The sequence below is a fragment of the Streptomyces sp. NPDC015032 genome (assembly GCF_043080425.1).
GTDB lineage: Bacteria > Actinomycetota > Actinomycetes > Streptomycetales > Streptomycetaceae > Streptomyces.
Map to the genome: position 1 here is coordinate 150,345 of NZ_JBIBVN010000007.1, position 23,180 is coordinate 173,524.

19 protein-coding genes are annotated in these 23,180 nt (G+C 70.1%); 9 read left to right on the forward strand and 10 right to left on the reverse strand.

Annotated features, from left to right (window positions below; genetic code table 11):
- Positions 1 to 122 precede the first annotated feature (122 nt).
- Positions 123 to 329 (forward strand): hypothetical protein, encoded by a 207-nt coding sequence (locus ACF08M_RS13800; protein ID WP_392185442.1) that lies wholly within the window; start codon positions 123 to 125, stop codon positions 327 to 329.
- A 123-nt stretch (positions 330 to 452) separates the two neighbouring features.
- Here the strand turns inward: ACF08M_RS13800 and ACF08M_RS13805 are convergent, their stop codons facing one another.
- A complete protein-coding gene (locus ACF08M_RS13805) occupies positions 453 to 1,553 on the reverse strand; it encodes a WD40/YVTN/BNR-like repeat-containing protein (RefSeq protein WP_392185443.1) in 1,101 nt (366 codons plus the stop codon).
- 185 nt (positions 1,554 to 1,738) lie between these two features.
- Here ACF08M_RS13805 and ACF08M_RS13810 point away from each other — a divergent pair, with 185 nt between their 5' ends.
- Positions 1,739 to 2,155 carry an SsgA family sporulation/cell division regulator gene (locus ACF08M_RS13810; RefSeq protein WP_392185444.1) on the forward strand — a complete coding sequence of 139 codons (417 nt, stop codon included), beginning with the start codon at positions 1,739 to 1,741 and terminating at the stop codon, positions 2,153 to 2,155.
- A 95-nt stretch (positions 2,156 to 2,250) separates the two neighbouring features.
- Here ACF08M_RS13810 and ACF08M_RS13815 read toward each other — a convergent pair whose 3' ends face one another.
- A complete protein-coding gene (locus ACF08M_RS13815) occupies positions 2,251 to 2,724 on the reverse strand; it encodes an ATP-binding protein (RefSeq protein ID WP_392185445.1) in 474 nt (157 codons plus the stop codon).
- A gap of 401 nt (positions 2,725 to 3,125) precedes the next feature.
- On the opposite strand from ACF08M_RS13815, the gene ACF08M_RS13820 reads away from it, so the two are divergent.
- Both ACF08M_RS13820 and ACF08M_RS13825 read left to right on the forward strand, forming a co-directional pair.
- Positions 3,126 to 5,420, forward strand: a complete 2,295-nt coding sequence (locus ACF08M_RS13820; protein WP_392185446.1) for an ATP-binding cassette domain-containing protein — start codon at positions 3,126 to 3,128, stop codon at positions 5,418 to 5,420.
- Positions 5,421 to 5,636: 216 nt separating this feature from the next.
- Positions 5,637 to 6,611: an acyl-ACP desaturase gene (locus tag ACF08M_RS13825; RefSeq protein ID WP_392185447.1), complete on the forward strand. Its 975-nt coding sequence runs from the start codon at positions 5,637 to 5,639 to the stop codon at positions 6,609 to 6,611.
- A gap of 142 nt (positions 6,612 to 6,753) precedes the next feature.
- On the opposite strand, the gene ACF08M_RS13830 is transcribed toward ACF08M_RS13825, so the two are convergent.
- The 3 genes from ACF08M_RS13830 to ACF08M_RS13840 all read right to left on the reverse strand — a co-directional run bounded on the left by ACF08M_RS13830 (position 6,754) and on the right by ACF08M_RS13840 (position 8,538).
- Entirely contained in the window at positions 6,754 to 7,431 is a 678-nt protein-coding gene (locus ACF08M_RS13830; RefSeq protein WP_392185448.1) for a tetratricopeptide repeat protein, read from the reverse strand.
- Positions 7,368 to 7,622, reverse strand: coding sequence for a WhiB family transcriptional regulator (locus ACF08M_RS13835; RefSeq protein WP_392185449.1), 255 nt, complete (start codon positions 7,620 to 7,622; stop codon positions 7,368 to 7,370). The genes ACF08M_RS13830 and ACF08M_RS13835 overlap by 64 nt, the downstream gene beginning before the upstream one ends.
- An 85-nt stretch (positions 7,623 to 7,707) precedes the next feature.
- Entirely contained in the window at positions 7,708 to 8,538 is an 831-nt protein-coding gene (locus ACF08M_RS13840; RefSeq protein WP_392185450.1) for a VOC family protein, read from the reverse strand.
- 419 nt (positions 8,539 to 8,957) lie between these two features.
- On the opposite strand from ACF08M_RS13840, the gene ACF08M_RS13845 reads away from it, so the two are divergent.
- Both ACF08M_RS13845 and ACF08M_RS13850 read left to right on the forward strand, forming a co-directional pair.
- Positions 8,958 to 9,740 carry an IclR family transcriptional regulator gene (locus ACF08M_RS13845; protein ID WP_392185451.1) on the forward strand — a complete coding sequence of 261 codons (783 nt, stop codon included), beginning with the start codon at positions 8,958 to 8,960 and terminating at the stop codon, positions 9,738 to 9,740.
- Between the two features lie 96 nt (positions 9,741 to 9,836).
- Entirely contained in the window at positions 9,837 to 12,059 is a 2,223-nt protein-coding gene (locus ACF08M_RS13850; RefSeq protein ID WP_392185452.1) for a DEAD/DEAH box helicase, read from the forward strand.
- A gap of 5 nt (positions 12,060 to 12,064) precedes the next feature.
- Here ACF08M_RS13850 and ACF08M_RS13855 read toward each other — a convergent pair whose 3' ends face one another.
- Positions 12,065 to 13,264 carry a multicopper oxidase domain-containing protein gene (locus ACF08M_RS13855; RefSeq protein ID WP_392185453.1) on the reverse strand — a complete coding sequence of 400 codons (1,200 nt, stop codon included), beginning with the start codon at positions 13,262 to 13,264 and terminating at the stop codon, positions 12,065 to 12,067.
- A gap of 329 nt (positions 13,265 to 13,593) precedes the next feature.
- Between ACF08M_RS13855 and ACF08M_RS13860 the strand changes: the two genes are divergently transcribed.
- Together ACF08M_RS13860 and ACF08M_RS13865 are read left to right on the forward strand one after the other, a co-directional pair.
- Positions 13,594 to 16,089, forward strand: a complete 2,496-nt coding sequence (locus ACF08M_RS13860; RefSeq protein ID WP_392185454.1) for a ThuA domain-containing protein — start codon at positions 13,594 to 13,596, stop codon at positions 16,087 to 16,089.
- A gap of 74 nt (positions 16,090 to 16,163) precedes the next feature.
- Positions 16,164 to 18,317 (forward strand): OmpL47-type beta-barrel domain-containing protein, encoded by a 2,154-nt coding sequence (locus ACF08M_RS13865; RefSeq protein ID WP_392185531.1) that lies wholly within the window; start codon positions 16,164 to 16,166, stop codon positions 18,315 to 18,317.
- 115 nt (positions 18,318 to 18,432) lie between these two features.
- On the opposite strand, the gene ligD is transcribed toward ACF08M_RS13865, so the two are convergent.
- Complete coding sequence (gene ligD / locus ACF08M_RS13870; RefSeq protein WP_392185532.1) at positions 18,433 to 19,443, reverse strand: non-homologous end-joining DNA ligase; 1,011 nt, start codon at positions 19,441 to 19,443, stop codon at positions 18,433 to 18,435.
- A gap of 98 nt (positions 19,444 to 19,541) precedes the next feature.
- On the opposite strand from ligD, the gene ACF08M_RS13875 reads away from it, so the two are divergent.
- The gene (locus ACF08M_RS13875) at positions 19,542 to 20,609 is read left to right on the forward strand and encodes an ATP-dependent DNA ligase (RefSeq protein WP_392185455.1); all 1,068 of its coding nucleotides are present in this window, start codon (positions 19,542 to 19,544) and stop codon (positions 20,607 to 20,609) included.
- Here the strand turns inward: ACF08M_RS13875 and ACF08M_RS13880 are convergent.
- From ACF08M_RS13880 to ACF08M_RS13890, 3 genes are read right to left on the reverse strand one after another with little or no spacing between them, the layout of a single operon-like run.
- Complete coding sequence (locus ACF08M_RS13880; protein ID WP_392185456.1) at positions 20,592 to 21,806, reverse strand: lytic murein transglycosylase; 1,215 nt, start codon at positions 21,804 to 21,806, stop codon at positions 20,592 to 20,594. The genes ACF08M_RS13875 and ACF08M_RS13880 overlap by 18 nt on opposite strands.
- A 22-nt stretch (positions 21,807 to 21,828) precedes the next feature.
- Positions 21,829 to 22,587, reverse strand: a complete 759-nt coding sequence (locus ACF08M_RS13885; RefSeq protein WP_392185457.1) for a hypothetical protein — start codon at positions 22,585 to 22,587, stop codon at positions 21,829 to 21,831.
- A 39-nt stretch (positions 22,588 to 22,626) separates the two neighbouring features.
- The gene (locus ACF08M_RS13890; protein WP_392185533.1) at positions 22,627 to 23,124 is read right to left on the reverse strand and encodes a hypothetical protein; all 498 of its coding nucleotides are present in this window, start codon (positions 23,122 to 23,124) and stop codon (positions 22,627 to 22,629) included.
- Positions 23,125 to 23,180 lie beyond the last annotated feature (56 nt).

Below are 23,180 nucleotides of genomic sequence, written 5' to 3' on the forward strand. Positions count from 1 at the left end.
CGGAGAGCACAACAAACCGCACCCTCAGCGGATCAGAACCTGGGCGGGAGAGACCCAGGACCGTCAGATGAACATCACGATGAGCATCCGGAAATTTTAGCGGACTGCGGACCCTGCACCACATGCCGTCCGTCGACCGGAGGTCCCGGGAAGCCGTGGTGCACCACCTTTATGAGGGCCCGTACGCATACATCTCCACAGGCCCGCGCCGCCACAAGGACTGGACGTGCGATGTCCTCGTGATGGCGCGGGTCCCGGACCCCCGGGGCTGGGCCGGCGTCGTCCCGGCCAGCGAAGCGGGCCTGTTCTGGAGCTTCGCCGACCACTGATCCGTACGAGCGCAGCTCCTGAACAGGTGACTTGAGCGGATGCCCCCGCGCTGCCCCGTTCCGCTTCCTGTCCCGGCCGGGCGGGGGCCCGCCGACGTCCGCGCGGCGCGCGTGGCCGAGCTGCTAGAAGCCCGCGCGCGCCACGCGTCCGCTCTCGCCCGCCGCCCAGCAGCCGCCGTCCGGTGCGCAGTCGACGGTGTCGTACGACCCCGTGTCCACCGTGCGCCAGGTACGGCCGCCGTCCAGGGTGAGGTCCGTACCGGTCGGACCGACCGCGAGCGCGCCCGACCTGCTGTGCGGCAGCCAGGCGACGCCCGAGCGGTAGGCGGTCGGCGGGTTGGCGGACCGCTGCCAGCTGCGGCCCGCGTCGCCCGTCACCGCCGCGGCGTTCGGCGACGGCCGGCCGGCCTCGTAGTCGCCGCCGACGGCGATGCCGTGGTGACGGTCGCGGAAGGCCAGACCGAAGACGCCGCGCGCCGGGGCGCCGGCCGGGATCCCCGAATCGGACGCGGTCCAGGTCAGCCCGCGGTCGGCGGAGTGCAGCACCCGTGCGGTCGCAGCGCCCCCGGTCGCCAGCCAGACGTCCTTCGGGCCCGATGCGACCAGGCACTGACCACTGGCGGCGAACGCCCCTTCACCGGCCAGGGCGTCCGGCATTCCCGCGGCGGGCAGCACCCGCCAGCTGCGGCCACCGTCCGCGGTCGACAGGATGCGGTACTTCCCGTCGACGGGATCGCTCATCGCGAGTCCGTGCCGGCTGTCGAAGAAGGTGAGGCAATCGTAGAAGGCACGGGCGTCGGTGTTACGGAACGACTCCGTCCAGGTCCTGCCCCCGTCGTCCGTGCGGAAGACCCGGGACGCCTCGCCCTCCCCGACGGCCAGCACCACCGCGCGCCGGCCGTCGAATGCCTCGATGTCGCGGAGCTCCAGCGCCTCTTGAGCCGCACCGGGAGGTGATACGTCGCGCCAGTGGCGGCCGCCGTCGGAGGTGCGCAGCACGGTCCCCCCGGAGCCCGCGACCCAGGCGGTGCGACGACTGACGGCGGCGAGGCCGCGGAAGCGGGCGTCGGTCCCTGTTTCGGTGAGTGTCCAGACCGGCCGTTCCCCGGGCCGGTGCCGCTCCCCCGGTGTCACCGCGGCTGCCGGTGTGGCCAGTGTCGCGGTCACCGCCGCCACACAAAGCCCCCATGACATCAGTCGTCTCATCTTCCCCATGGCTCTCATGGCGCTGGAAGTTAGCCCACGAGTCGCGCTCCGTCCAGGGGGGCACCGGCGGGCAGCGGGCACACGATCGGTGCGGCGGCGTGCGGTGATGCACCTCACGCCCCTCCCCGGTGCACGGATGCGGGAGTTCCGTCGTCTCCCTCAGTGCCGGGAACCGTTCGTCCGGCCGCGAGAGGGAGCAGGTCTTGTCCACCGTTATCGAGCAGTCCGTGCAGGCCCGCATGGTCGCCTCCGCGCCGCGGATGGAGACCCTTCCTGCCACCCTGCACTACGACCGGAGGGATCCGTTCGCCGTGCGCATGACGTTCCCCGCGACGGCCACCCTGGAAGGCACCGATGTGTCCTGGGAGTTCGCCCGCGAACTGCTCTCGGCGGGGTTGCACAGAACCGCCGGTGTCGGCGACGTACGCATCAGGCCGTTCGGATACGACCGTACGGTCCTGGAGTTCCACGCCGCCGAGGGAATCGCGATGGTGCATGTCCGTACCGGGGAGCTGCGCCGCTTCCTCGAACGGGCGCAGGAACTGGTGCCGGTCGGCGACGAACACCGGTTCCTGGATCTCGACCGGAGCCTGACCGACCTGCTCGGCGGAGCCTGCTGACCGGACATGGGGCGGGCGGCGTTTTTTCGCGGTCGCATCGCGGCCGTACAGGGATGCGCGGGAGCGTGAGTGTTGCGGAACGGTCCGTGGGGCGGTCACCTGTGGAGTAAGGCCCAGGTCTTGCAGCCGCCGGACGGGGTCAGCGCGGGCGTCAGTCCCCAGTCCCCGCCATGCGAATCGACCGCGGCCGCCAGCAGCCACATGCTCTCGCTGCGGCGCTCACGGCATTCCTCGGACTTCGCGGCCGAGGAATGGGACGGGTGCTGGTCATAAAGGATGATGCGCAACGCGTCGAACTGCCAGTGGACCCGCAGCAGCATTTCCCGGTCCGGGGTGAACCGGTAGGCGGACGCGACGAGTTCGGAGGCGGCAAGGACAGCCGGTTCACGGAGTTCCGCGAGGCCGTGCCGGGCGATGAGTTCCCCCACGGCACTACGTGCGAGACCGGCGCAGAAGGCGCCGCCCGGGAGCGCGAACGAATAACTGAGATTGTCCGCCACCGGCGGGTGGGGTCCGGATTTCGCGAAAGCCGGCAGACAACGCAGTGCGCCCTTCATCAAGATGCTCACATTTCCGGTAATTGTGTTAGCGATCACGCATAGGCGCAGTCGCCCCACGTGAGACGTGCGCTACCGACGGTAGCGCACACTGGAGCACAGTGCTACTACTTGTACGGTTCCGGTCATTTCACTCAATCTCCACCCTTGGAAGGGAATTTCAACTACGGCTGCCCGGACACCGGCCTGGTCGATCTGCTCGCCGAGATGGCCCAGGAGCGGGCCAGTGGCTGGCGGGAGAAGCATCGCGGACTGCTGCTTCCCGGGCTCCTCGACATCGCCGAACTGGAGCACCACACAGTGGAGTTGACAACCTCGACGACCACGCACATCCCCGGTCTGCTGCAGACCGGGGAGCACGTCCCGGAAAATCCAGACAGAAGATGTCCGGTATCGCGGCTAGCTTCGGGCGCATGGATCGGAAAGCGAACCGGAGCATCGTCATCACCGGGGCACGCGCGAACAATCTGCGCGAGGTCTCCCTCAGCGTCCCCAAGGAGCGGATCACCGTCTTCACCGGAGTCTCCGGGTCGGGCAAGTCGTCGATCGTCTTCGACACCATCGCCGTGGAATCGCAGCGGCAGCTGAACGAGACCTTCACCTGGTTCATCCGGAACCGGCTTCCGAAGTACGAGCGGCCCCATGCCGACTCCATCGACGACCTCTCGGTGGCGATCGTCGTGGATCAGAAGCCGCTCGGCGGCAACGCCCGTTCCACCGTCGGCACGATGACCGACATCTGGTCGGTGATCCGGGTGCTGTTCTCACGGTACGGGACGCCGAGCGCGGGCCCGGCGACGGCGTACTCCTTCAACGACCCCAGCGGAATGTGCCCGGAGTGCGACGGTGTGGGGCGCACCGTCCGTCTCGACATCGACCGGGCGATCGACGTCACGAAGTCGCTCAACGAGGGCGCGTTGCTGCTGCCGGGCCTGTCGGTGGGCAGCTGGGAGTGGCAGCTCTACGCCGGATCGGGACGCTTCGACAACGACAGGCCGCTCGCGGAGTTCACCGAGGAGGAGCTCCGCCTTCTCCTGTACGGAGGGGGCTTCACGGTACGGCTGCGGCTGAAGTCGTCCTCGGCCGACATGCGGTTCGAGGGGATCGTCGAACGGTTCACCCGGCTCTACCTGAAGCGGGACACCGAGGCGCTCTCCGAGCGGCGGCGCGAGGCGGCCCGACGGTTCACGACCGAGTCGGTGTGCGCGTCCTGCGACGGTGCTCGGCTGAACGCGGCCGCGCTCGCCACCCGCATCGACGGCCTCTCCGTGGCCGACTACGGGCGGATGGAGGTGGCCGACCTGGTGGATGTCCTGGCCGGGATCGACGATCCGGTGGCCGGTCCGATCGCCTCGGCCGCCCGCGCACGACTGGAGCGGCTGGTGGGGATCGGTCTCGGCTATCTCAGCCTGGACCGGGAGACCACCACGCTGTCGGGCGGCGAGGGGCAGCGGCTCAAGATGGTCCGGCACCTGGGCAGTTCACTGACCGGTCTGACGTTCATCTTCGACGAGCCGAGCGTGGGTCTGCATCCGCGCGACGTCAGCAGGCTGAATGATCTCCTGGTACGGCTGCGCGACCGGGGCAACACCGTCGTCGTCGTCGAGCACGACCCGGACGTGATGGCCGTCGCGGACCACATCGTCGACATGGGCCCGAGGGCCGGCGCGGACGGTGGACACGTCGTCTTCGAGGGCCCGGTGGACCGGTTGCGCCGGGCGGACACCCTCACCGGCCGGTGTCTGCGCCGCCGGACGCCGCTCAAGGAGACCGTCCGCTCCCCCACCGGGCGACTGCCGGTGACCGGCGCCGCACTGCACAACCTCAAGGACGTGGACGTGGCGTTTCCCGAGGGTGTGCTGACGGTGGTGACGGGGGTGGCCGGATCCGGCAAGTCCACACTCGTCTCCCGGGTGTTCACTGCGGCGTACCCGGAGGCGGTGGTCATCGACCAGGGGGCGATCACCGCGTCGTCCCGCTCCACCCCCGCCTCGTACATCGGCGCGCTGGACTCCATCCGCAAGGCCTTCGCCCGGGAGAACAACGTCGAGCCGGGCCTGTTCAGCTTCAACTCGTCGGGGGCGTGCGGGCACTGCCAGGGGCGCGGTGTCATCCACACGGATCTCGCGTTCATGGATCCGGTGACCACCACCTGTCAGGAGTGCGAGGGCCGGCGCTTCCACGACGACGTACTGAAGCACCGGGTCGGCGGTGCGTCCATCGTCGACGTCCTGGAGATGACGGCCGCCCGGGCGGCCGGACTCTTCGACGACCGGGCACTGCTGCGGAAGCTGCACACGCTCGACGAGGTCGGTCTGACGTATCTGACGCTCGGGCAACCGCTCAGCACCCTTTCCGGCGGTGAGCGCCAGCGCATCAAGCTCGCCACCCAGCTGCACCGGACGGGAAGTGTGTACGTGCTGGATGAACCGACGACCGGACTGCACATGGCGGACACCGGCACACTCGTCGATCTGCTGGACCGGCTGGTGGACGCGGGCAACAGCGTGATCTGCGTGGAGCACAACCTCGATGTGCTCAAGCGCGCCGACTGGGTGATCGACCTGGGCCCCGAGGGCGGCAGAAACGGCGGCGAACTGGTCTTCGAGGGGACACCGGCGGCACTGCTCGGTCATCGCACCTCGTTCACGGCCGAGTACCTGCGCCGCGATCTGGGCCTGGAGAGCCGCCCCGGCGACGGGTCATGACGGCGCCCTCGACTCCGTACCGGTGGATCCGGGAGGGGGGACGAACACCCGTCAGCCGGCCGGACCGGCGCCGCCAAACCCTCTCCACCTGCGCACATAACGTTACGTAGTCGGGCATCGAGGAGGCCGGATTGGCGGTGGGCTTACCGCCGCTTTAACCTACGGTCTCGTAACCTACGTACCCGTAGGTAATTCTCCCGTCCCCAGGAGTCCCCCGTGACGATCACCGCTCCCCACCTCGGCAGTCCGAAGGCGTGGACCGACGCCCAGCTGCTGTACGCCCTGGAAGAGGTGGTGGAGAAGGAGCTCAACCGCCATCTCAAGGCCGCGAAGGACTGGATGCCCCACGAGTACGTGCCGTTCTCCGACGGGCGGAACTTCCCGGGCGTCTTCGAGGACGGCGAGGCCTGGCAGGCCGACCAGTCCAAGGTCACCGACATCGGCAAGATCGCGCTGGTCGTGAATCTGCTGACGGAGGACAACCTCCCCAGCTACCACCACGAGATCGCCTCCCTCTTCGGCCGTGACGGCGCCTGGGGCACCTGGGTGCACCGCTGGACCGCCGAGGAGGGCCGGCACGGCATCGTGATGCGCGACTACCTGCTCACCTCGCGCGCCGTCGACCCGGACAAGCTGGAGCAGTTCCGGATGGCGCACATGGCGGAGGGCTTCGAGTCCGACAACCGTCACTCCATGCTGCACTCCGTGGCGTACGTCGCCTTCCAGGAGCTGGCCACCCGCGTCTCGCACCGCAACACCGGCCACCAGTCGGGCGACCCGGTCTGCGACCGCATGCTGGCGCGCATCGCGACCGACGAGAACCTGCACATGGTCTTCTACCGCAATCTCCTCGCCGCGGCCTTCGAGCTGGCCCCGGACCTGACGATGCAGGCCGTGCGCGATGTCGTCGTCAACTTCCGGATGCCCGGTCACGGCATGCCGGGCTTCGAGCGGGCCGCCGCGCAGATGGCGATCGGCGAGATCTACAACATGCGCATCCACCACGACGACGTGATCCAGCCCGTGCTGCGCTACCTGAAGGTCCTCGGCATCGACGGCCTCGGCCCCGACGGGCTGAAGGCTCAGGAGGAGCTGGGCCTGTACATGGGCGGCCTGGACAACGAGGCGTCGAAGTTCGACGAGAAGCTCGCCGCCCGCAAGGCGCGGATGGCGGCGCGCGCCCAGGCCTGACGTCCGCCCGGCCGTCGTCGGCCGCCGGACGGGCCACTGCTCCGCAGACCTGCCCGGCGGCCGTGAGACTGTACGGCGCCGCCCCGGGGCCTGTCCGGCGGCCGGGGCCGGGCGCCACGCCCCGCTCTCGGCCCGCCCCGGGTCACATCGTCGCGTGCAGGTCCTGCGCGTAGTGCTCGATCGCCCTTCGGTACTGCCGTACCTGCGGGTCCTCGCTGGTCGTGGCGAGCAGCCTCAGCAACAACTGCGTGGACTCATGGTGTTCGCCGGTGTTGAAGAGGGCCATGGCCAAAAACGTCCGCATCGCGCCGTCGTCGGGAAACCGCTCGACGCCGCCGCGCAGGACCTCGACGGCTCTCTCGTACTGTCCGAGGACCCGATGGGTGCTCCCGAGCCCGAGCAGGGCACCGCGACGGTCCTCCTCCGACAGCCCGGTCCCGCCGAGGCAGCGCTCGTAGAACGGCACGGCCTCGGCTTCCAGACCGAGCACATCATGGGCCCAGGCGGTCTGGTAGGCCACTTCCGCGTCCGCGGGGAAGGCTTCGCAGAGGGCGAGCAGTTGCTGTCGGGCCTCCTCCGGGCGGCCATCGGTGCGCAGCCGCACGGCCGTCGCGAGCAGGGCGTCTCTGTCGTCATCGTTCATGCGGACATAATCCCGGGTCAGCTGGGTCCGTCCAGCTGTGGGACCGCCCTGCGCACATCGGTGTGCGCCCGTCTTCCGGGCGGGCCGAAGCGCATCGCACGGACAAGGTGTGTTCAGGCCCGCGCACGATCGGTTCTGCGCAGCCGCTCCCGCTCCTTCTCCGAGAGCCCGCCCCACACTCCGAACCGCTCGTCGTTGGCGAGGGCGTACTCCAGGCAGGCTTCGCGTCCCTCACAGGCATTGCAGAGCTGCTTGGCCTCACGGGTGGAGCTGCCGGGGGCAGGAAAGAAGAACTCGGGCCCCGCCTGTGCGCACAGCGCCGTCTCCTGCCAGGCGAGCGCGGGGTCGGCCGCGGTGTTGATCAGCATGGCACCCACAGTGCCCGGTCGCGATAAACGACTGATCAACGCGCCATCAATGCGGTGCGCAATGCGGCGCGCCGATGGCTTCCGGTCAGCCCTGCGGCGGCTGTGTCCCCCGCAGCTGTGTGCCGGGCGGCTGCGCACTTTTGATCAGGGCGAATTCCGCGCCGTCCGGATCGGCGACATCGGCGAATGTGCCGACGCCTGCCATCTCCATCGGCTCCAGCGTCAGTCTGCCGCCCAGCCGCTGCACCTCGGCGACGGCCGCGTCGCAGTCGTCGACCTCGAAGTAGGGCAGCCAGTGCGGTCCGGCGACCGCTCTGGCCGCAACGGCGTCGAGCGGAACCAGACCGCCGAAGCCCGCCTCCTCACCGCCGCCCCGAGGCCGGATCACCGTGTAGGAACCGCCGCCTCCCGGGAACGGTGTCCGCTCGGTCTCCCAGCCGAACACGGCGCCGTAGAACGCGGCGGCCGCGGGCACGTCCGGGGTGTACAGCTCGGCCCAGCACAGGGAGCCCGCGACGCCCACAACGCCGAGGCCCAAAACCTCCTTCGGCTGCCAGAGCCCGAAGAACGCCCCCGCCCGGTCCTTGAAACCCGCCATCGTGCCGAAGTCCAGGATGTCCGTCGGGGCGAACCGGACACTGCCGCCGGCCTGCTCCACGGCCTTCGCCGTGACGTGGGCGTCCGGCGACCGGAAGCACACCGACCAGGACGGCTTCGCGTGTTCTGCGGTGACCGCCGTCACGCCCCCGACCGTCTTCCCGCCCAGCGTGAACAGCCCGTAACCGCCGGTCTCCGGGCCGCCGGGCCGGTACTCCCAGCCGAAGAGGCCGCTGTAGAACGCGATGGCCCCGTCGAGGCCGGGCGTGCCCAGGTCGATCCAGTTGGGCTCTCCGGTGACACCACGGGTGGTGAGCATGTCGAACTCCTTCGACGGGGCCCGTTCTCTCGGTGCAGGCACGCCATTCCTGACGCTCCGAGTCTCGCACCGGGCGCCGACAACCGCAGCCCGCGCCCGACGGGCGGGTGGCCCCCCTGTACGCCGTACGGGAAAGACGTCCGCGGCGTCTCAGCCCTTCACCTCAACGCCGGCAACACCGCCTCCGCCACCCGGTGGGTCGCGGTTCGGCGGCCGGTCATGGCACTGCTCCCCTCGGCTTCGTCGGTGCTGACCTGCAGCCCCTGCCACGGACGCACACCGACCGACAACTCACCTCCCCTGACATGGGATTGAGTGTGGACGGAGTGATTCGGAGCCGCACCTTACCGCTTCTGAGCTCCCGTAATGTGGCAATCACATGGCCCGCCATCCCCCTCACGAGCGGAGAGTGACCCGATATGACCGAGGCCGCGACGGCGCGTGCTCCCGACGGAGCGCAGGCGGTACGGCGCGCCCTGGACGTCCTGCACTGCTTCCATGACAACGGCGCCGATCTCAGCGCCTCCGACCTCGCCCGCCGCCTCGGTTTGTCGGTCTCCACCGCACACCGGCTGGCCCGCACGCTGTTCGGCGCGGGCTTCCTCGAACAGGACGCCCGCACGTCCCGCTACCGGCTCGGCCCCGCAGTGACCGAGCTGGGCCGGCTCTCGTACCACCAGCGCGGTCTGCATCTGGCCGCCCCGGAACTGACCGACCTCGCCGAGCGCACGGGCGCCACCGCCGACCTGGCGCTGCGCAGCGGCTCCCACGCGGTGATCGTCGCCGGTGGTTCGGTCGCTCCGAAGGTGGCGCTGCGCAGGCCGCTGCACTCCACCGCGCTCGGCAAGGTGCTGCTGGCCTGGGCCCGGCCCGGCGAGGGCGGGCCCTCCTCGCTGCCTCCACTACCCGCGTTCACCGACCGTACGATCGTCGAACCGGCCGCGCTGGAGGCCGAATTGGCGAAGGTACGGTCCGCCGGGCACGCGCTCAACGACGGTGAGTCGGCCTACGGGGTACGGACCCTGGCCGTCCCGGTACTGGATGGCGGCGGGCATGCCCGCTTCGCTCTGGCGGTCCGGGCCACACCGTCCGTGATCACGGCAGCGCGCACCCAGTGGTTCCTCTCGCAGGCCCGCTCCTGCGCGCGGGCCCTGGAGGTCCTGCTGCTCTCCCCGGCGGAACGCCGACCGTCGGCGAGCTGAGCCGGAGGGACTGTCCGCGCCGCGTGGCACGATAGGAATCGCTCGGGCAGGTGCCGGGCGGGAGGACAGCCCGGCTGCGTGGACAGAGGGACGTACATGACAGAGGCCGGACCGACGGAGGTCCGGGCGCCCACGGGAAGGGCGGCCCGGGAGCTGCTGGCGCAGGCCGAGCAGCTGCTGGACACGGCGCGCGCGGTGGTGGCCGATCACGCCCGGGCCGTCGATGCGGTGCACGCCGCGCTGTCGCCGCTGCTCGACTCCCTCATCCGCCACGAGCTGTCGGGCATCCCGGTCTCCAGACTCAAGGACGTCACCGAGGGCCGACTGCGGCTGGGCGCGGTCGAACAGGCCGGCTTCACGACCGTGGGCCAGGTCCATGAAGCGAACCGCTACGAGCTCCGCCAGATCCCCGGCGTCGGCGCGCAGACGGCCGACCAGGCACTGGCCGCGGCCGGGCAGATCGCCCACGCGGTACGGGACACGGTCACGGTCCGGATAGACGTGGACGCCCCGGACGACTCCACCACCGCACTCGTCACCGCCCTGCACCGGCTGGTCGAGGCCGGCCCCGACGTCCGCCGGGCCGTGGACGCGGCGGGCCGGCTCGTCGGACAGCTCGGTCCCCTCGTGGCCTCCGCGGGACCCGCGCGGGGACGGCTGCGCATGCTGTTCACCCGGCGCCCGGGCCGCACCCAGGCGCTGGAGGCCGTCGCCTCGGTGCGGACCGCCGTCGCCGAGGCGACCGCACGTGAGCTTCCCCTGCTGTTCGGGCAGGTGTCGGTCGATCTGCTGCGGGCCCCGGAGTCGGACCTTGCGGCGTGGGTCGACTTCGAGCTGCGGTCCGCCGAGTACTACAGCCTGCTGGCCGAGATGTCGGGCACCGGCCCCGACCGGGACGCGGCGGAGGGGTTCCTGCCCTCCAAAATCGCGGACCGGGTGCGCGATCTGCGGCTGGACGACGCCCATCTGCGAGTCTCCCTGCGCGGCTACCAGTCGTTCGGCGCACGGTTCGCGCTCGCGCAGAAGCGGGTGATCCTCGGTGACGAGATGGGGCTGGGCAAGACCGTCCAGGCCATCGCCGCGCTCGCGCACCTCTCGGCACGGGGTGAGACACACTTCCTGGTGGTCTGCCCGGCGAGTGTGCTGATCAACTGGGCGCGCGAGGTCCGGGCCCGCTCCACCCTGCGCGCGCTGCCGGTGCACGGCCCGGAGCGGCAGGGCGCCTTCGCCGAGTGGCGCGAGAGCGGCGGGGTCGCACTCACCACGTTCGACGCCCTGCACACCCTGCCGGCCGCCCGGGACTGCAACATGAGGCCCGGCATGCTGGTGGTCGACGAGGCCCACTACGTCAAGAACCCCGAGACCCGCCGCTCCCGGGCCGTGTCCGGCTGGACACAACGCACCGAGCGCGTGCTGTTCCTGACCGGTACGCCGATGGAGAACCGGGTCGAGGAGTTCCGCAGCCTCGTCCGCCATCTCCAGCCGGAACTGGCCCCGTCGATCCATATCACCCACGGGGCGGCCGGATCGCACGCGTTCCGCAGGGCCGTCTCCCCGGCCTACCTGCGGCGCAACCAGGAGGATGTGCTGACCGAACTCCCGGCGCTGGTGCAGGCCGACGAGTGGGAGGAGTTCAGCGCGGAGGATCTCGACGCCTACCGTGAGGCGGTGGGCGCCGGGCAGTTCATGCGGATGCGCCGGGCCGCGTACGACCGGCCCGCGACGTCCGCGAAGCTCAATCGGCTGCGCGAGCTGGTCGCCGAGGCCGCGGACAACGGGCTCAAGGTCGTCGTGTTCTCGTACTTCCGCGAGGTGCTCCGCACCGTCGAACAGGCTCTGGGCACAGGCGTGTTCGGCCCGCTCTCCGGAAGTCTCCCGGCCGCCCGCCGCCAGGAGATGATCGATGGGTTCGGTGCCGTCGACGGACATGCCGTCCTGCTGAGCCAGATCCAGGCGGGCGGTGTCGGGCTGAACATGCAGGCCGCTTCGGTCGTCATCCTCTGCGAGCCGCAGATCAAGCCGACGATGGAACATCAGGCGGTGGCCCGCGCCCATCGGATGGGGCAGATACGCACGGTCCGGGTGCACCGGCTCCTCGCGGCCGACAGCGTCGACGAACGGATGCTGAACATCCTGGCCCGCAAGGAGCGGCTGTTCGACCTGTACGCACGGCGCAGCGACGTCGCCGAGACGACGCCGGACGCGGTGGATGTGTCGGACGGGGCACTCGCCCGACGCATCGTCGAGGAGGAACAGCTGCGCCTCGCCACCGGAGCGGCCGGGGCCGCCGGGGCAGTCGGAGCGGCGCCGGAGACCTGACCGGCTCAGGATCCGTGCGCCACCGGGTCGTGGGCCGCCATGTCCTTCGCCGTACCGCCGGGAGCGCTGTCGCCCGACGCCGTCCCGCCGGAAGCCGTTCCACCCGAAGGCGCCCCTCCCCGCGTGGTCTTGTCCGGCGTGGGCTTGTCCGGCGTGGTCTTCTTCGGCGCGGGCTTGTCCGGCGTGGTCTTCTTCGGCGTGGTCTTGTCCGGCGCGGGCTTGTTCGGCGCCGGCTTGTCGTGCGTCGCCTTGGCGTTCGGGTCGTAGCCGGGCACGGTGCCGTCGGCCTTGGCGACCAGCAGCAGCCCGGCCATGCCCATGTCGGAGTGGCTCTGCACATGGCAGTGGTACATCCAGGCACCCGCTCCCACGTGTTCGCCCGCGATGACCTGGAAGCCGAAGGAGTCCGCGGGACCGACGGTCTTCGTGTCGACGACGCGGCTCGGATCGTCCGGGCCGGTGAGCAGGCCGGTCCGGTTGTCCGCCCAGCGATGACCGTGGATGTGGAACGTGTGGAAGTAGTCGCCGTGCGTGATCATGACCACTTCGAGCCGGTCCCCCACCGTGGCATGGAAGTCGGGGGCCTTGTGAGCCGCCTTGTTGTTGATCGTCATATCGTTGAAGACGATCGTGATCGTCTTGTCCGGCAGGATGTCGCCCCTGCGACGGACGATCAACGGACCGTAGAGGCCCTTCCGGATTCCGCCGGTGCCATGGTCCGTACCCACGACGTGGTCGTGGTAGTGCCAGTAGCCCGCACTGCCCGGCTGCCAGGTGCCGTCCTGGCGACGGCCCGCCGTATGGGTACGCCATGTGTAGGTGCGGGTGCCGCCCGGCTCGACGATGCTCTTGTTCAACCGGGTGCCGTCGCTCGCGATGTCGTAGTCGACGCCGTGGGGATGCAGGCCGGCCGGCACATCCATCGCGTTCTCGAACTCGATGTGCAGGGTGTCGCCCTCGTTGATCTCGATGAGGGGACCCGGGATCGACGCCTTGCCCTTCTCCAGGCCGTATCCCATCTGACCGTCGGCCAGTTTCTCCGCGTACAGCCTGAGATGGCGGACGACGCCTCCCGCCGGCGCGGTCCTCGGCGGCGGTTCCGCCGAACGGGCCTCGATCGTACCGAGAGACAACGATGTCAGGCCGGTCGCGGCCGCCACCCCGCCGCCCACCAGGAAACGCCGGTTGAAGCTCCTTCTGTCCATGACGAACTCCCCACTGCACTAAGGAAATTACCGAGTTTTGCGAACATGCCCGGATCGCGGGGTCCCCCCGGATCACGGGAACTGCCAGGTCGCGGAGACTGCGGGACTACGGAGATACGGAGGTTACGGCGATCGCGGCGGCTTCAGAGGCTGCCGGGGTTGGCGAGGCGCGGGTGCCGCCCGGACGGCCCACACCGTAGCCGGGGGATCAACGTTTATCCACAGCCAGGACAAAGTTCGTGCCATTGCTGCCATAGCTATTGGCGAGTCGCGAAAAGAGGTCTAGCTTCATCCGCTGTTGCAGCGACCAAAGAGGGGTGGGTGACCACATGCAGCGCACACCACATCACAGGTCCAGATCGCGACGTGGACTGGCGGCGGTCCTGGCGGCCGGCGCACTGACCGCTTCCCTGCTCGGCGGCAACGCCGCCAGTGCCAGGCCCTATCCGGAACCGGGGCCGCACCGTGCGGCGACAACGTTGTCCCTGCCGTCGCCGCCCGGCGGCGCCAACGTGAAGGTGCTGGTGTTCCATGCCTCCGCCACCGAGGAGTCCCCGACCGTCGACGCCGGGATCGCGGCCATCGAGAGGATCGGGCTCACCGGACCTGAGTCCGGCCGGTTCAGGACCGTCGCCACCGACGACCCGGCCGTCTTCACCAACGGCAAGCAGCTCGGCTCGTACAACGCCGTCGTCTTCCTTACCGGTGGCGGCGATGTGCTCGACCCTGAGCAGGAGGCCGGCCTGGAGGCGTACATGGAGGCGGGCGGCGGCTTCCTCGGCATCCATGACGCGGCCCGCACCGAGCCGTACTCGGACTGGTTCACCGGTCTGGTCGGGGCCCGTCCGGCGGTCGGCAGCCCAACCGGCGTACAACGTGCGACGGTCGAGATCGGGGACCGCCGGCATCCGGCGACCAGGAACCTGCCACTGGAGTGGAAGCGTCCCGACAGGTGGCTGAACTGGACGAAGAATCCGTCCGGCGATGTGCACACCGTGGCCCGCGTACGGGAGCTCACGTACAAGCCGGGCGCGAGTGCCAACGGCTGGGACCATCCGGTCTCCTGGTGCCGCGACTACGACGGTGGCAGGTCCTTCTACACGGCGATGGGCGGTACGGTCGACAGCTTCGCGGAGACCGACTTCCGCGACCATCTTCGCGGCGCGCTGAACTGGACGACGCGGATCTCGCAGGCCGACTGCAGGGCGACGATCACCTCCAACTACCGGGCGGAGCGCGTCACCCGGCCCAATCAGCCGGGCCGGAACGACCAGATCGGCGAGCCGCACGGACTGGTCGTCGCCCCGGACGGACGGGTGCTGTACATCGGTCGCGGCGGCGCCGACAGCAGCAAACCGGTCGTCACCGACTGGAACGACCCGGACATCGGCAAGGGCCTGGGAGAGATCCATGTCTACGACCCGGCGACGAAGAAGGTCACCCTCGCCGGCGCGCTGACGGTCTTCGGCAACAAGGGCGGTGGCGACGAGCTGGTCAAGGTCGAGGAGGGGCTGCTCGGGATCGAGCTGGACCCGGACTTCGAGAAGAACGGCTGGGTGTATCTGCACTACACACCGCACGCGAAGATCGACCGTGACAAGCAGATGGCGGTACGTCAGGTCTCCCGCTTCACCCTCGACCCGGCCACCGACAAGCTCGATCTGTCCTCCGAGAAGGTGCTGTTGCACTGGCCGGTGCAGATCCACAGCTGCTGCCACGCCGGTGGTGGGATGGCCTGGGACTCCAAGGGCAATCTGTACATCGCCACCGGTGACAACAACTCCTCCGGATTCAGCGACGGCTACTCCGGCAACAACCCGGCGCCGAACTACAAGGGCGTCTCGTTCGCCGATGCCCGGCGCACCGCGGGCAACACCAACAACCTCAACGGCAAGATCCTGCGCATCCACCCCGAGGACGACGGCACGTACACACTGCCCGAGGGCAATCTCTTCACCGGCAAGGAGCCGGACGAGGGAGGCGGCAGGACGCGCGGCGAGATCTACGTGATGGGCGTGCGCAACCCCGCCCGGATCTCCGTCGACAAGGCGACCGACACGCTGTACGCGGGCTGGGTCGGCCCCGACGCGGGCTCGCCCTCCACCACCTGGGGTCCGGCCAAGTACGACACCTTCGCCGCGATCACCGAGGCGGGCAACCACGGCTGGCCGTACTGCATGGGCAACAAGCAGCCCTACCGGGACCGCAATCTGCCCGATCCGGCCAAGCCGCTCGGCTGGTACGACTGCGACCACCCCAGGAACGAGTCGCCGAACAACGACGGCCTGGTGAACGTGCCGCCCATCACCTCCAACACCATCTGGTACTCCCCGCAGGGCGGTGGCGTGGACTACCCGCGGGACGCGAACGGCATCCCGAGCTACCGGGCGGAGGAGCAGAAGCAGCTGCTGCCGTGGCTGAAGGGCGGCGGTCAGGCCACGATGAACGGCCCGGTCTACCGGTACGACGCAGCGAGCACCAGTGCCGACAAGTGGCCCTCCTACTGGGACGGCAAGTGGTTCGTCGGTGACTTCTACGACGACACCCAGCCGCGGCACGCCGTGCTCACCGACCCGAAGACGGCCGGCAAGGGCGGCCTGCCCACGCACGCCGAGTCCCTGAAGAAGATCATCCCGGTCGGCGCGGACGGCATCCGCAACCTGATGGACTGGAAGTTCGCCCCGGACGGTTCGCTGTATGTCCTGGACTACGGGCGCGGCTTCTTCACCTCCGACTCCAAGTCCGCGCTGTGGCGTGTGACGTACAAGGGCGGCGGCCCGACCCCGGCCGCCGAGGACCTGGCCAGGAAGGCGGCAGCGCGGTGAGACACCGTTCGATCTTCTCGCGGCAGCGGTACCGGCCCGTCCGGTTGTGGCTCGCGCTGCTGGGTTCGTTCCTGATGGTGCTGGGGCTGACCTCGACGGCGGCGTACGGCCGCACGGCGGGCTCCGCCGCCGCGGCGGCCGACCAGGTCCTCACCTGGACGGCGGGCGACCCCATCGACCGCTATCTGTCCGCCCCGAAGACCGCGGTGGCCGGCAAGGCGACCATTGTCTTCGAGAACAGCGCGGCGACCGGCAACACCACGGGGATGCCGCACACCCTCACCTTCAGCGTCTCGGACCCTGAGTTCAACAACGACGTCACACTGAACATCCTCGCCAACCCCGCCGACGACCAGGGCGGCAGGCACACCGCCGAAGTCACGCTCTCCCCCGGCCGGTACTTCTACCACTGCACCATGCCGGGGCACGAGGCGATGCAGGGCATCCTCACCGTGACGGACGGCGGCGGTACGGACACCACCGCGCCCGGGACCTCGGCGAAGGTGGACGGCGACAAGAATGCCGACGGCGCCTACATCGGCCAGGCGACGGTCACCGTCTCGGCGACCGACGACGGCTCGGGTGTGGACACCGTCGAGTACGCGATCGGGGCGGACGGCGCCTGGCAGCCGTACACCACTCCGATCGTGGTGAACGAGGTCGGGACGCACACCATCCGGTACCGCGCCACCGACAGGGCGGGCAACACGGCCGCCGAGAAGTCCGTCGACTTCGCGGTCGCGGCCCCGCCGACGGACGACACGACACCGCCGGAGACCTCGGCGACCGTCTCCGGCGAGAAGGACGACCAGGGACGGTACCTGGGGATGGCAACGGTCACCGTGACCGCCTCCGACACCGGGTCCGGCGTCAACACCATCGAGTACGCGATCGGGGCGGACGGCGCCTGGCAGCCGTACACCGCACCGGTGATGGTGCACGAGACCGGCACGCACCAGGTCCGCTACCGGGCCACCGACAGAGCGGGCAACGCGGCCGCGGAGAAGGCGGTCGACTTCACCGTCGTCGCGCCGCCGACGCAGGACAGGACGCCGCCGGAGACCTCGGCCGCGGTCGCGGGCGACAAGAACTCCGACAACGCCTACATCACCAGCGCCGAGGTGACCATCACCGCGACCGACACCGAGTCGGGCGTGGACAGGATCGAGTACTCGCTCGACGGCGGTCCGTACCTCGCGTACACCACCACCGTCATCGTCGACCGTGTCGGTTATCACACCGTCGCCCACCGGGCGACGGACAAGGCGGGCAACACCTCGACGGCGAAGCAGGTGTCGTTCACCGTCGCCGAGAGCGGCGGCGTACCGGCGCCGAACTGCCCGGAGTTCGACGAACGGCTCACCGTCATCGTCGGCACGGTGGACACCGGGGTTCCCAACCGGATGACCGGTAATCGCTGCACGATCAACGAGCTGATCGAGGACGAGAAGGACTGGTCGTCGCACGCCCTGTTCCTCAAGCACGTCGACACCGTCCTGGACAAGCTGCTCACGGCCGGTGTGATCGACGCCCGCGAGCACAAGAGGATCTACCGGGCGGCCAAGGAGTCCGGGATCGGCAGGCCGGGCCAGGACGAGGGCTACAAGAAGCTCTTCGACGGCACGGCGGCGTCCTTCGCCAAGTGGCAGCAGGTGGGTGGCGGCAGGTTCGGACTCAATGCCGACGGCACGATCACCAGCTCCACCACGGTGGACGGCATGGGCATGCTCTGGTTCCCGGGCCGGCAGTACGGCGACTTCTCGCTGAAGCTCCAGTGGCGCGACGACGCCCCCGGCACCGGCAATGCCAACAGCGGTGTGTTCGTGCGCTTCCCGAACGTCCACGACAACCCCGAGGAGTCACGACCGGAGTGGGTCGCCATCAAGTACGGGCACGAGGTGCAGATCCTCGACCGCCCGGACGGCGACATGTACAAGACCGGCTCCGTCTACGGATTCGACCGGATCGGTCTGGCCGGTGCCGGGGTCACCCCCAAGGGCACCTGGAACGACTACGAGATCCGGGTGGTGGACCAGCACTACTCGGTCTACCGCAACGGTGTCCTGCTGAACGAGTTCGACAACACCGGCGGCCAGGTCTTCGAGCCGCCGCGGGGCGACGACCCGGGCACCGACGGCCGGCGGTACGCCTCCGGCTACATCGGGCTCCAGGTCCACAGCACCACGGACGTGGTCTCGTACCGCGACATCCGGATCAGGGAGCTGTAGCCCGGACCGGCGTCAGGTGGCCGGGGCCGCATGCCGGGGCATGCGGCCCCGGCATGCGGCGACATCCAGGGTCACCCCGCGTCGCTCCGACCGCACGATCGTGAAGACCTTCTTCTCATGCGTCGCCGCCCTCGACGCGCCGGGCGCGGCTGGGCTGGACCCGTCTGGGTTCGCCCGGCATCTTCGGGTACTCCGGCGGGTACGGCAGGTCGCCGAGACCGTGCTCCCGCTCGTCCCGGTCGGCCAGTTCGAGCAGCCCGTCGAGCCGGAAGGCGTGCTCGTCCATGTCCGCGTGCACGTCGCCGGCCTCGGCGTAGCGCTTCGGCATCGTCCTGATGTCGAAGTCGCGCGGTTCGGCGTCGTCGATCTCCTCCCAGCGCAGCGGGGCCGAGACCGGGGCATGCGGGAAGGGACGTACGGAGTAGGCGGAGGCGATCGTGCGGTCGCGGGCGGTCTGGTTGTAGTCGACGAAGATCCGCGCGCCGCGCTCCTCCTTCCACCACGCGGTGGTCACCCGGTCCGGCATCCGGCGTTCCAGTTCGCGCCCGGTGGCGATGGCGGCGCGGCGGACCGCGGTGAAGGTCCACCGCGGCTCGATCGGGACGAAGATGTGGATGCCCCGGCCGCCGGAGGTCTTGGGCCAGCCGCGCAGGCCGTGGTCGTCGAGGACGGACCTCAGCTCGTGGGCGGCCCGCACAGCGTCGGCGTAGTCCGTTCCCGGCTGGGGGTCGAGGTCGATGCGCAGTTCGTCCGGGTGGTCGGTGTCGGCGGCGCGGACCGGCCAGGGGTGGAAGGTGAGCGTGCCGAGGTTGGCCGCCCAGATGACGGCGGCAAGCTCGGTGGGGCAAATCTCGTCGGCAGAACGGCCGCTGGGGAAGTCGATCCGGGCGGTGGGGATCCAGTCGGGAAGGTTCTTCGGGGCCCGTTTCTGGTAGAAGAACTCTCCGTCGACACCGTCCACGAAGCGTTGGAGGGTGGTCGGCCGATCGCGCAGGGCGCGTGTGATGCCGGGACCCACCGCCAGAAAGTACTCGGCCACGTCCCTCTTCGTGTAGCCCTTCTCCGGAAAGTAGACCTTGTCCGGAGAGGACAGCCGTACGGCCCGTCCGTCGGCTTCCAGCTCCACCGCTGTTCCTGCTGCGCCCATGACGGTCACGGTAGGCCGGGTTCACATATGCCGCATATTGGGAGACTTGCGCTCACTCATGGGCGACAATCATGGCCATGGATCTGCCGGTGATGCCGCCCGTGAAGCCGATGCTCGCCAAGTCCGTCTCGAAGATCCCGCCCGGTATGCAGTACGAGGCCAAGTGGGACGGCTTCCGCGCGATCGTGCACCGCGACGGCGACGAGGTGGTGATCGGCAGTCGCACCGGGAAGCCGCTCACCCGCTACTTCCCCGAGCTGGTCACCGCCGTCCGCGACAATCTGCCGCCGCGCTGTGTGATCGACGGTGAGATCGTCGTCGCGTACGGCGGCCGGCTCGACTTCGACCGGCTCAGCGAGCGTATCCACCCTGCCGATTCCCGGGTGCGGCTGCTCGCCGAGCGGACCCCGGCCAGTCTGGTCGCCTTCGACATCCTGGCGGTGGGCGACGATTCGCTGCTCTCCGTCCGGCAGTCCGACCGGCGTGCCGTACTGGAGGCGGCTCTGTCCGCCGCCTCGCCCCCCGTCCACCTCGCGCCGGCGACCACCGATCCGGCGGTCGCCCAGCAGTGGTTCGACCACTACGAGGGCGCGGGGCTCGACGGTGTGGTCGCCAAGCCGCTCGATCTGCCGTACCGCCCCGACACCCGGGTGATGTACAAGATCAAGCACGAGCGGACCGCCGACTGTGTGGTGGCGGGGTACCGCCACCACAGGAGCGGCCCGGTCGTCGGCTCGTTGCTGCTCGGTCTGTACGACTCCGAAGGGGTTTTGCAGCACGTCGGCGTCTGTGCGGCCTTCCCGATGAGACGGCGTGAGGAGCTGGTCGCGGAGCTGGCGCCGCTGCGCATCAATTTCGCCGGTCATCCGTGGGCGGCGTGGGCGGACGCCGAGGCGCACGAACACGCCCGGCTGCCCGGGACGCCGAGCCGCTGGTCCGGGAAGAAGGACCAGTCATGGGTGGCACTGCGTCCGGAACGGGTCTGTGAGGTGGCGTACGACCACATGGAGGGCGACCGGTTCCGGCACACCGCGCAGTTCCGCCGGTGGCGGCCGGACCGCACCCCCGGCGGCTGCACGTACGCACAGCTGGAAGAGGTGGTGCGGTACGACCTGTCCGAGGTGCTGTCAGCCGGCGGGCGCTGAGTCTGAGGGCGTGGGGCACGGGTCCTCGGTCGTGCCCGGTTCGGGCGACGGGGGCCCGGTGGTTCCGGTCGAGTCGGTAGGATCCGGCGACGGCGTGCCCGTCGGGCAGCCCGGGGCGGGCTCCGAGGTGCCCGGGTCGGGGCTCGTACCGGGGCCCGGGGTGGCGGGGCCGCTGCCGGTCGGATCGGGTGAGCCGGTGCCCGGATCGGTGGGGTCCGGGGAGCCGGTGGGATCCGGCGAGCCGGTGGGTGAGCCGGAGGGTTTCGGGGACGTGGAGGGCGAGGGGCCGTGCGAACCGCTGGGCTGCGGACCCACGATGATGCCGCCGCCCGGGGCGCCGGGACCGCCCACCGGGTGCGTCGGCCTGTTCGGTCCGCCCGCCCCCGGGCTCTTCGGGACGGTGCCCCTGCCGTCGGCCACCGGGTGAATGCCCTTGCGGTAGAACTCCAGCCAGGACAGCACCGTGCGCAGATAGGTGTCGGAGTGGTTGTAGCTGAGGATCGCGCGGTCCAGATCGGCCTTCACCGACAGATCGCGCGGTCCGGCGCAGAGGTAGTACCCGGCGGCCAGGGCGGCGTCGTAGATGTTGCCGGGATCGCGACGGCCGTCACCGTTGCCGTCCTTGCCCCAGTGGGCCCAGGTGGACGGGATGAACTGCATCGGGCCGACCGCCCGGTCGTAGGTGGTGTCGCCGTCGTACACGCCGCCGTCGGTGTCCGGGATCTTGGCGAAACCCGCGCCGTCGAGCACCGGTCCGAGGATCGGGGTCAACGTGGTGCCGTGGGCGTCGACCCGTCCCCCGCCCGCCTGACCGGACTCGACCTTGCCGATCGCCGCGAGCAGTTGCCACGGCAGACGGCAGCCGGGGTCGGTGCGTCCCAGTGCCGCCTCCGCCTTGCGGTAGGCGGCGAGCACCGTGGCCGGGATGCCCGCCTCGGCCCAGGAGCGGGCGGCGGCCGGGCTCTGCTTCACGCCCGCCCTCGGCGGCTCCGGCGACTGCAACGGCGGCAGTTCGGTGTGGTAGGAGTCGTCGTTGGCCACGTGGGTCCACCTGACCTCGTCCGCCTCCTGACGTTCCTTCGCGGTCCGTTCGTGGCGGACGGGTCCCGGTGCCTGGGACGCGGTGAGCGCGGCCATCGCGGCGACCGCGGCTGCCGTGCCGCCCAGTCCACGCCGCAGGGTGCCGTGGAATCTCATGCGTGCTCCCCTTTCCCCCGGGTCACCGGGCGAACGTATCGATGCCGGAGATCCGCCAGGTGTCACCGCGTCGGACGGCGTCCACGGCGAACATGGCCGCCGCGTAGGTCGTCTCGTCCGACGTGCCGGTACGGGTGTTGCTCTGGTCGGCGAAGATCAGCAGCCGGGCCCGGTCGCCGTCGAGGAGTTCCACACCGCTGTCCGTGACGGTCGTGGTCAGCACGAGCTTCTGCTTCTGCCCCTGGGCACGTACCTGGGCGAGCATGTCCTCGTGCTGCCGGACGGCCTTGCCGACCAGATAACTCTTCGCCGCGCGCTCGGACTTGGCGGGTGAGGCGTAGTTGTACGAGAACACCGCACCCACCGCCTCGGAGATCTGCCCCTTCACCTCGCTGGTACGGCTGGTGTCGGTGAGGGCCGTGTTCCGCCGGGCCGGGTCGTCGCGCAGGCTCGCGGCCGAGCCGAACGCCCAGGCGGCGAAGGCACCGAGGAGCACGGTGAGGGCGCAGAGGACGGCAGGCAGCCGGACACGGAGACGGAGCGGCCGGTCACGTAGCGGTTCCGCCTCCTCCCGCTCCCTCTCCTGGCCCGCCCCCGGACCGGCGTCGTCGGTGACCGCGGCATCGGCGGCGGTGTTCTGTGCGGCCCCGGTCCCGCCGGGTTCGCCGGGTGAGGGGCCCGGGGGCGCGGGCTTGCGCGGCGGCGCGGTCGTGGTGGCGCGCTCCGCGGCGACGGTGGCCAGACGGCGCTGACGGTTGACGAGGTGGCGGGTCGTCGACATGTCCGGGGTCCTCTCGGGTGGCGGGTGACAGTCGGGGCGTCAGCCGGCCGTGTTGCCGACGGGTGCCTGGCCTAGGGCGTTGAGCTTCCACCCCTCAAAGGTGCGGGTGAGCTGCCCGAGCATCCGGCTCTCCTTCACCGCGGGCTTGCCCTTCGGCGCGGTCACGGTGACCCGCAGCGCCACCATGACGCCGGCCCTGCCGGCCCGGTTGTCGAGTTCGGTCACCGCCCCGGACAGGACCTGGGCCGTGCTGACGGTCTTCGCCTGCTGGATCTGCTTCACGAACGCGTCGCGTCCGTCGACGAGTTGCTTGTGCAGCTCACCGGTGGTGGAGTTCTCCCAGCTGTCGAGGCCGTTCTCCAGCTTCCGGTGGTCCAGGGTGTTCATGTTCTGCACGGCCTGCTGGCCGGCGGCCAGCGCGTCGTCGCGGGCCTGCGCATACACCGCCGCCTCGTCGTGCGCGGCGTCGTACCGGGACACTCCGCCCCATCCGGCCGCGACGGCCGCCGCGAGCGTCAGCACGATCGCCACCGCCATCAGCGGGTTCCCCGTCTTCCGTATCCGTGCCATTGCTGTCTCTCCCCTGCGGCCGG

Excerpts from the sequence above, each read along its gene's own strand:
- ACF08M_RS13865 (WP_392185531.1), top strand. The coding sequence starts at position 16,164 with ATGGTGCTGGGGCTGACCTCGACGGCGGCGTACGGCCGCACGGCGGGC.
- ACF08M_RS13890 (WP_392185533.1), bottom strand. The coding sequence starts at position 23,124 with ATGGCGGTGGCGATCGTGCTGACGCTCGCGGCGGCCGTCGCGGCCGGA.
- ACF08M_RS13835 (WP_392185449.1), bottom strand. The coding sequence starts at position 7,622 with ATGCTGATCAACACCGCGGCCGACCCCGCGCTCGCCTGGCAGGAGACG.
- ACF08M_RS13840 (WP_392185450.1), bottom strand. The coding sequence starts at position 8,538 with ATGCTCACCACCCGTGGTGTCACCGGAGAGCCCAACTGGATCGACCTG.
- ACF08M_RS13800 (WP_392185442.1), top strand. The coding sequence starts at position 123 with ATGCCGTCCGTCGACCGGAGGTCCCGGGAAGCCGTGGTGCACCACCTT.
- ACF08M_RS13850 (WP_392185452.1), top strand. The coding sequence starts at position 9,837 with ATGACAGAGGCCGGACCGACGGAGGTCCGGGCGCCCACGGGAAGGGCG.
- ACF08M_RS13855 (WP_392185453.1), bottom strand. The coding sequence starts at position 13,264 with ATGGACAGAAGGAGCTTCAACCGGCGTTTCCTGGTGGGCGGCGGGGTG.
- ACF08M_RS13860 (WP_392185454.1), top strand. The coding sequence starts at position 13,594 with ATGCAGCGCACACCACATCACAGGTCCAGATCGCGACGTGGACTGGCG.
- ACF08M_RS13875 (WP_392185455.1), top strand. The coding sequence starts at position 19,542 with ATGGATCTGCCGGTGATGCCGCCCGTGAAGCCGATGCTCGCCAAGTCC.
- ACF08M_RS13880 (WP_392185456.1), bottom strand. The coding sequence starts at position 21,806 with ATGAGATTCCACGGCACCCTGCGGCGTGGACTGGGCGGCACGGCAGCC.
- ACF08M_RS13820 (WP_392185446.1), top strand. The coding sequence starts at position 3,126 with ATGGATCGGAAAGCGAACCGGAGCATCGTCATCACCGGGGCACGCGCG.
- ACF08M_RS13845 (WP_392185451.1), top strand. The coding sequence starts at position 8,958 with ATGACCGAGGCCGCGACGGCGCGTGCTCCCGACGGAGCGCAGGCGGTA.
- ACF08M_RS13805 (WP_392185443.1), bottom strand. The coding sequence starts at position 1,553 with ATGAGAGCCATGGGGAAGATGAGACGACTGATGTCATGGGGGCTTTGT.
- ACF08M_RS13885 (WP_392185457.1), bottom strand. The coding sequence starts at position 22,587 with ATGTCGACGACCCGCCACCTCGTCAACCGTCAGCGCCGTCTGGCCACC.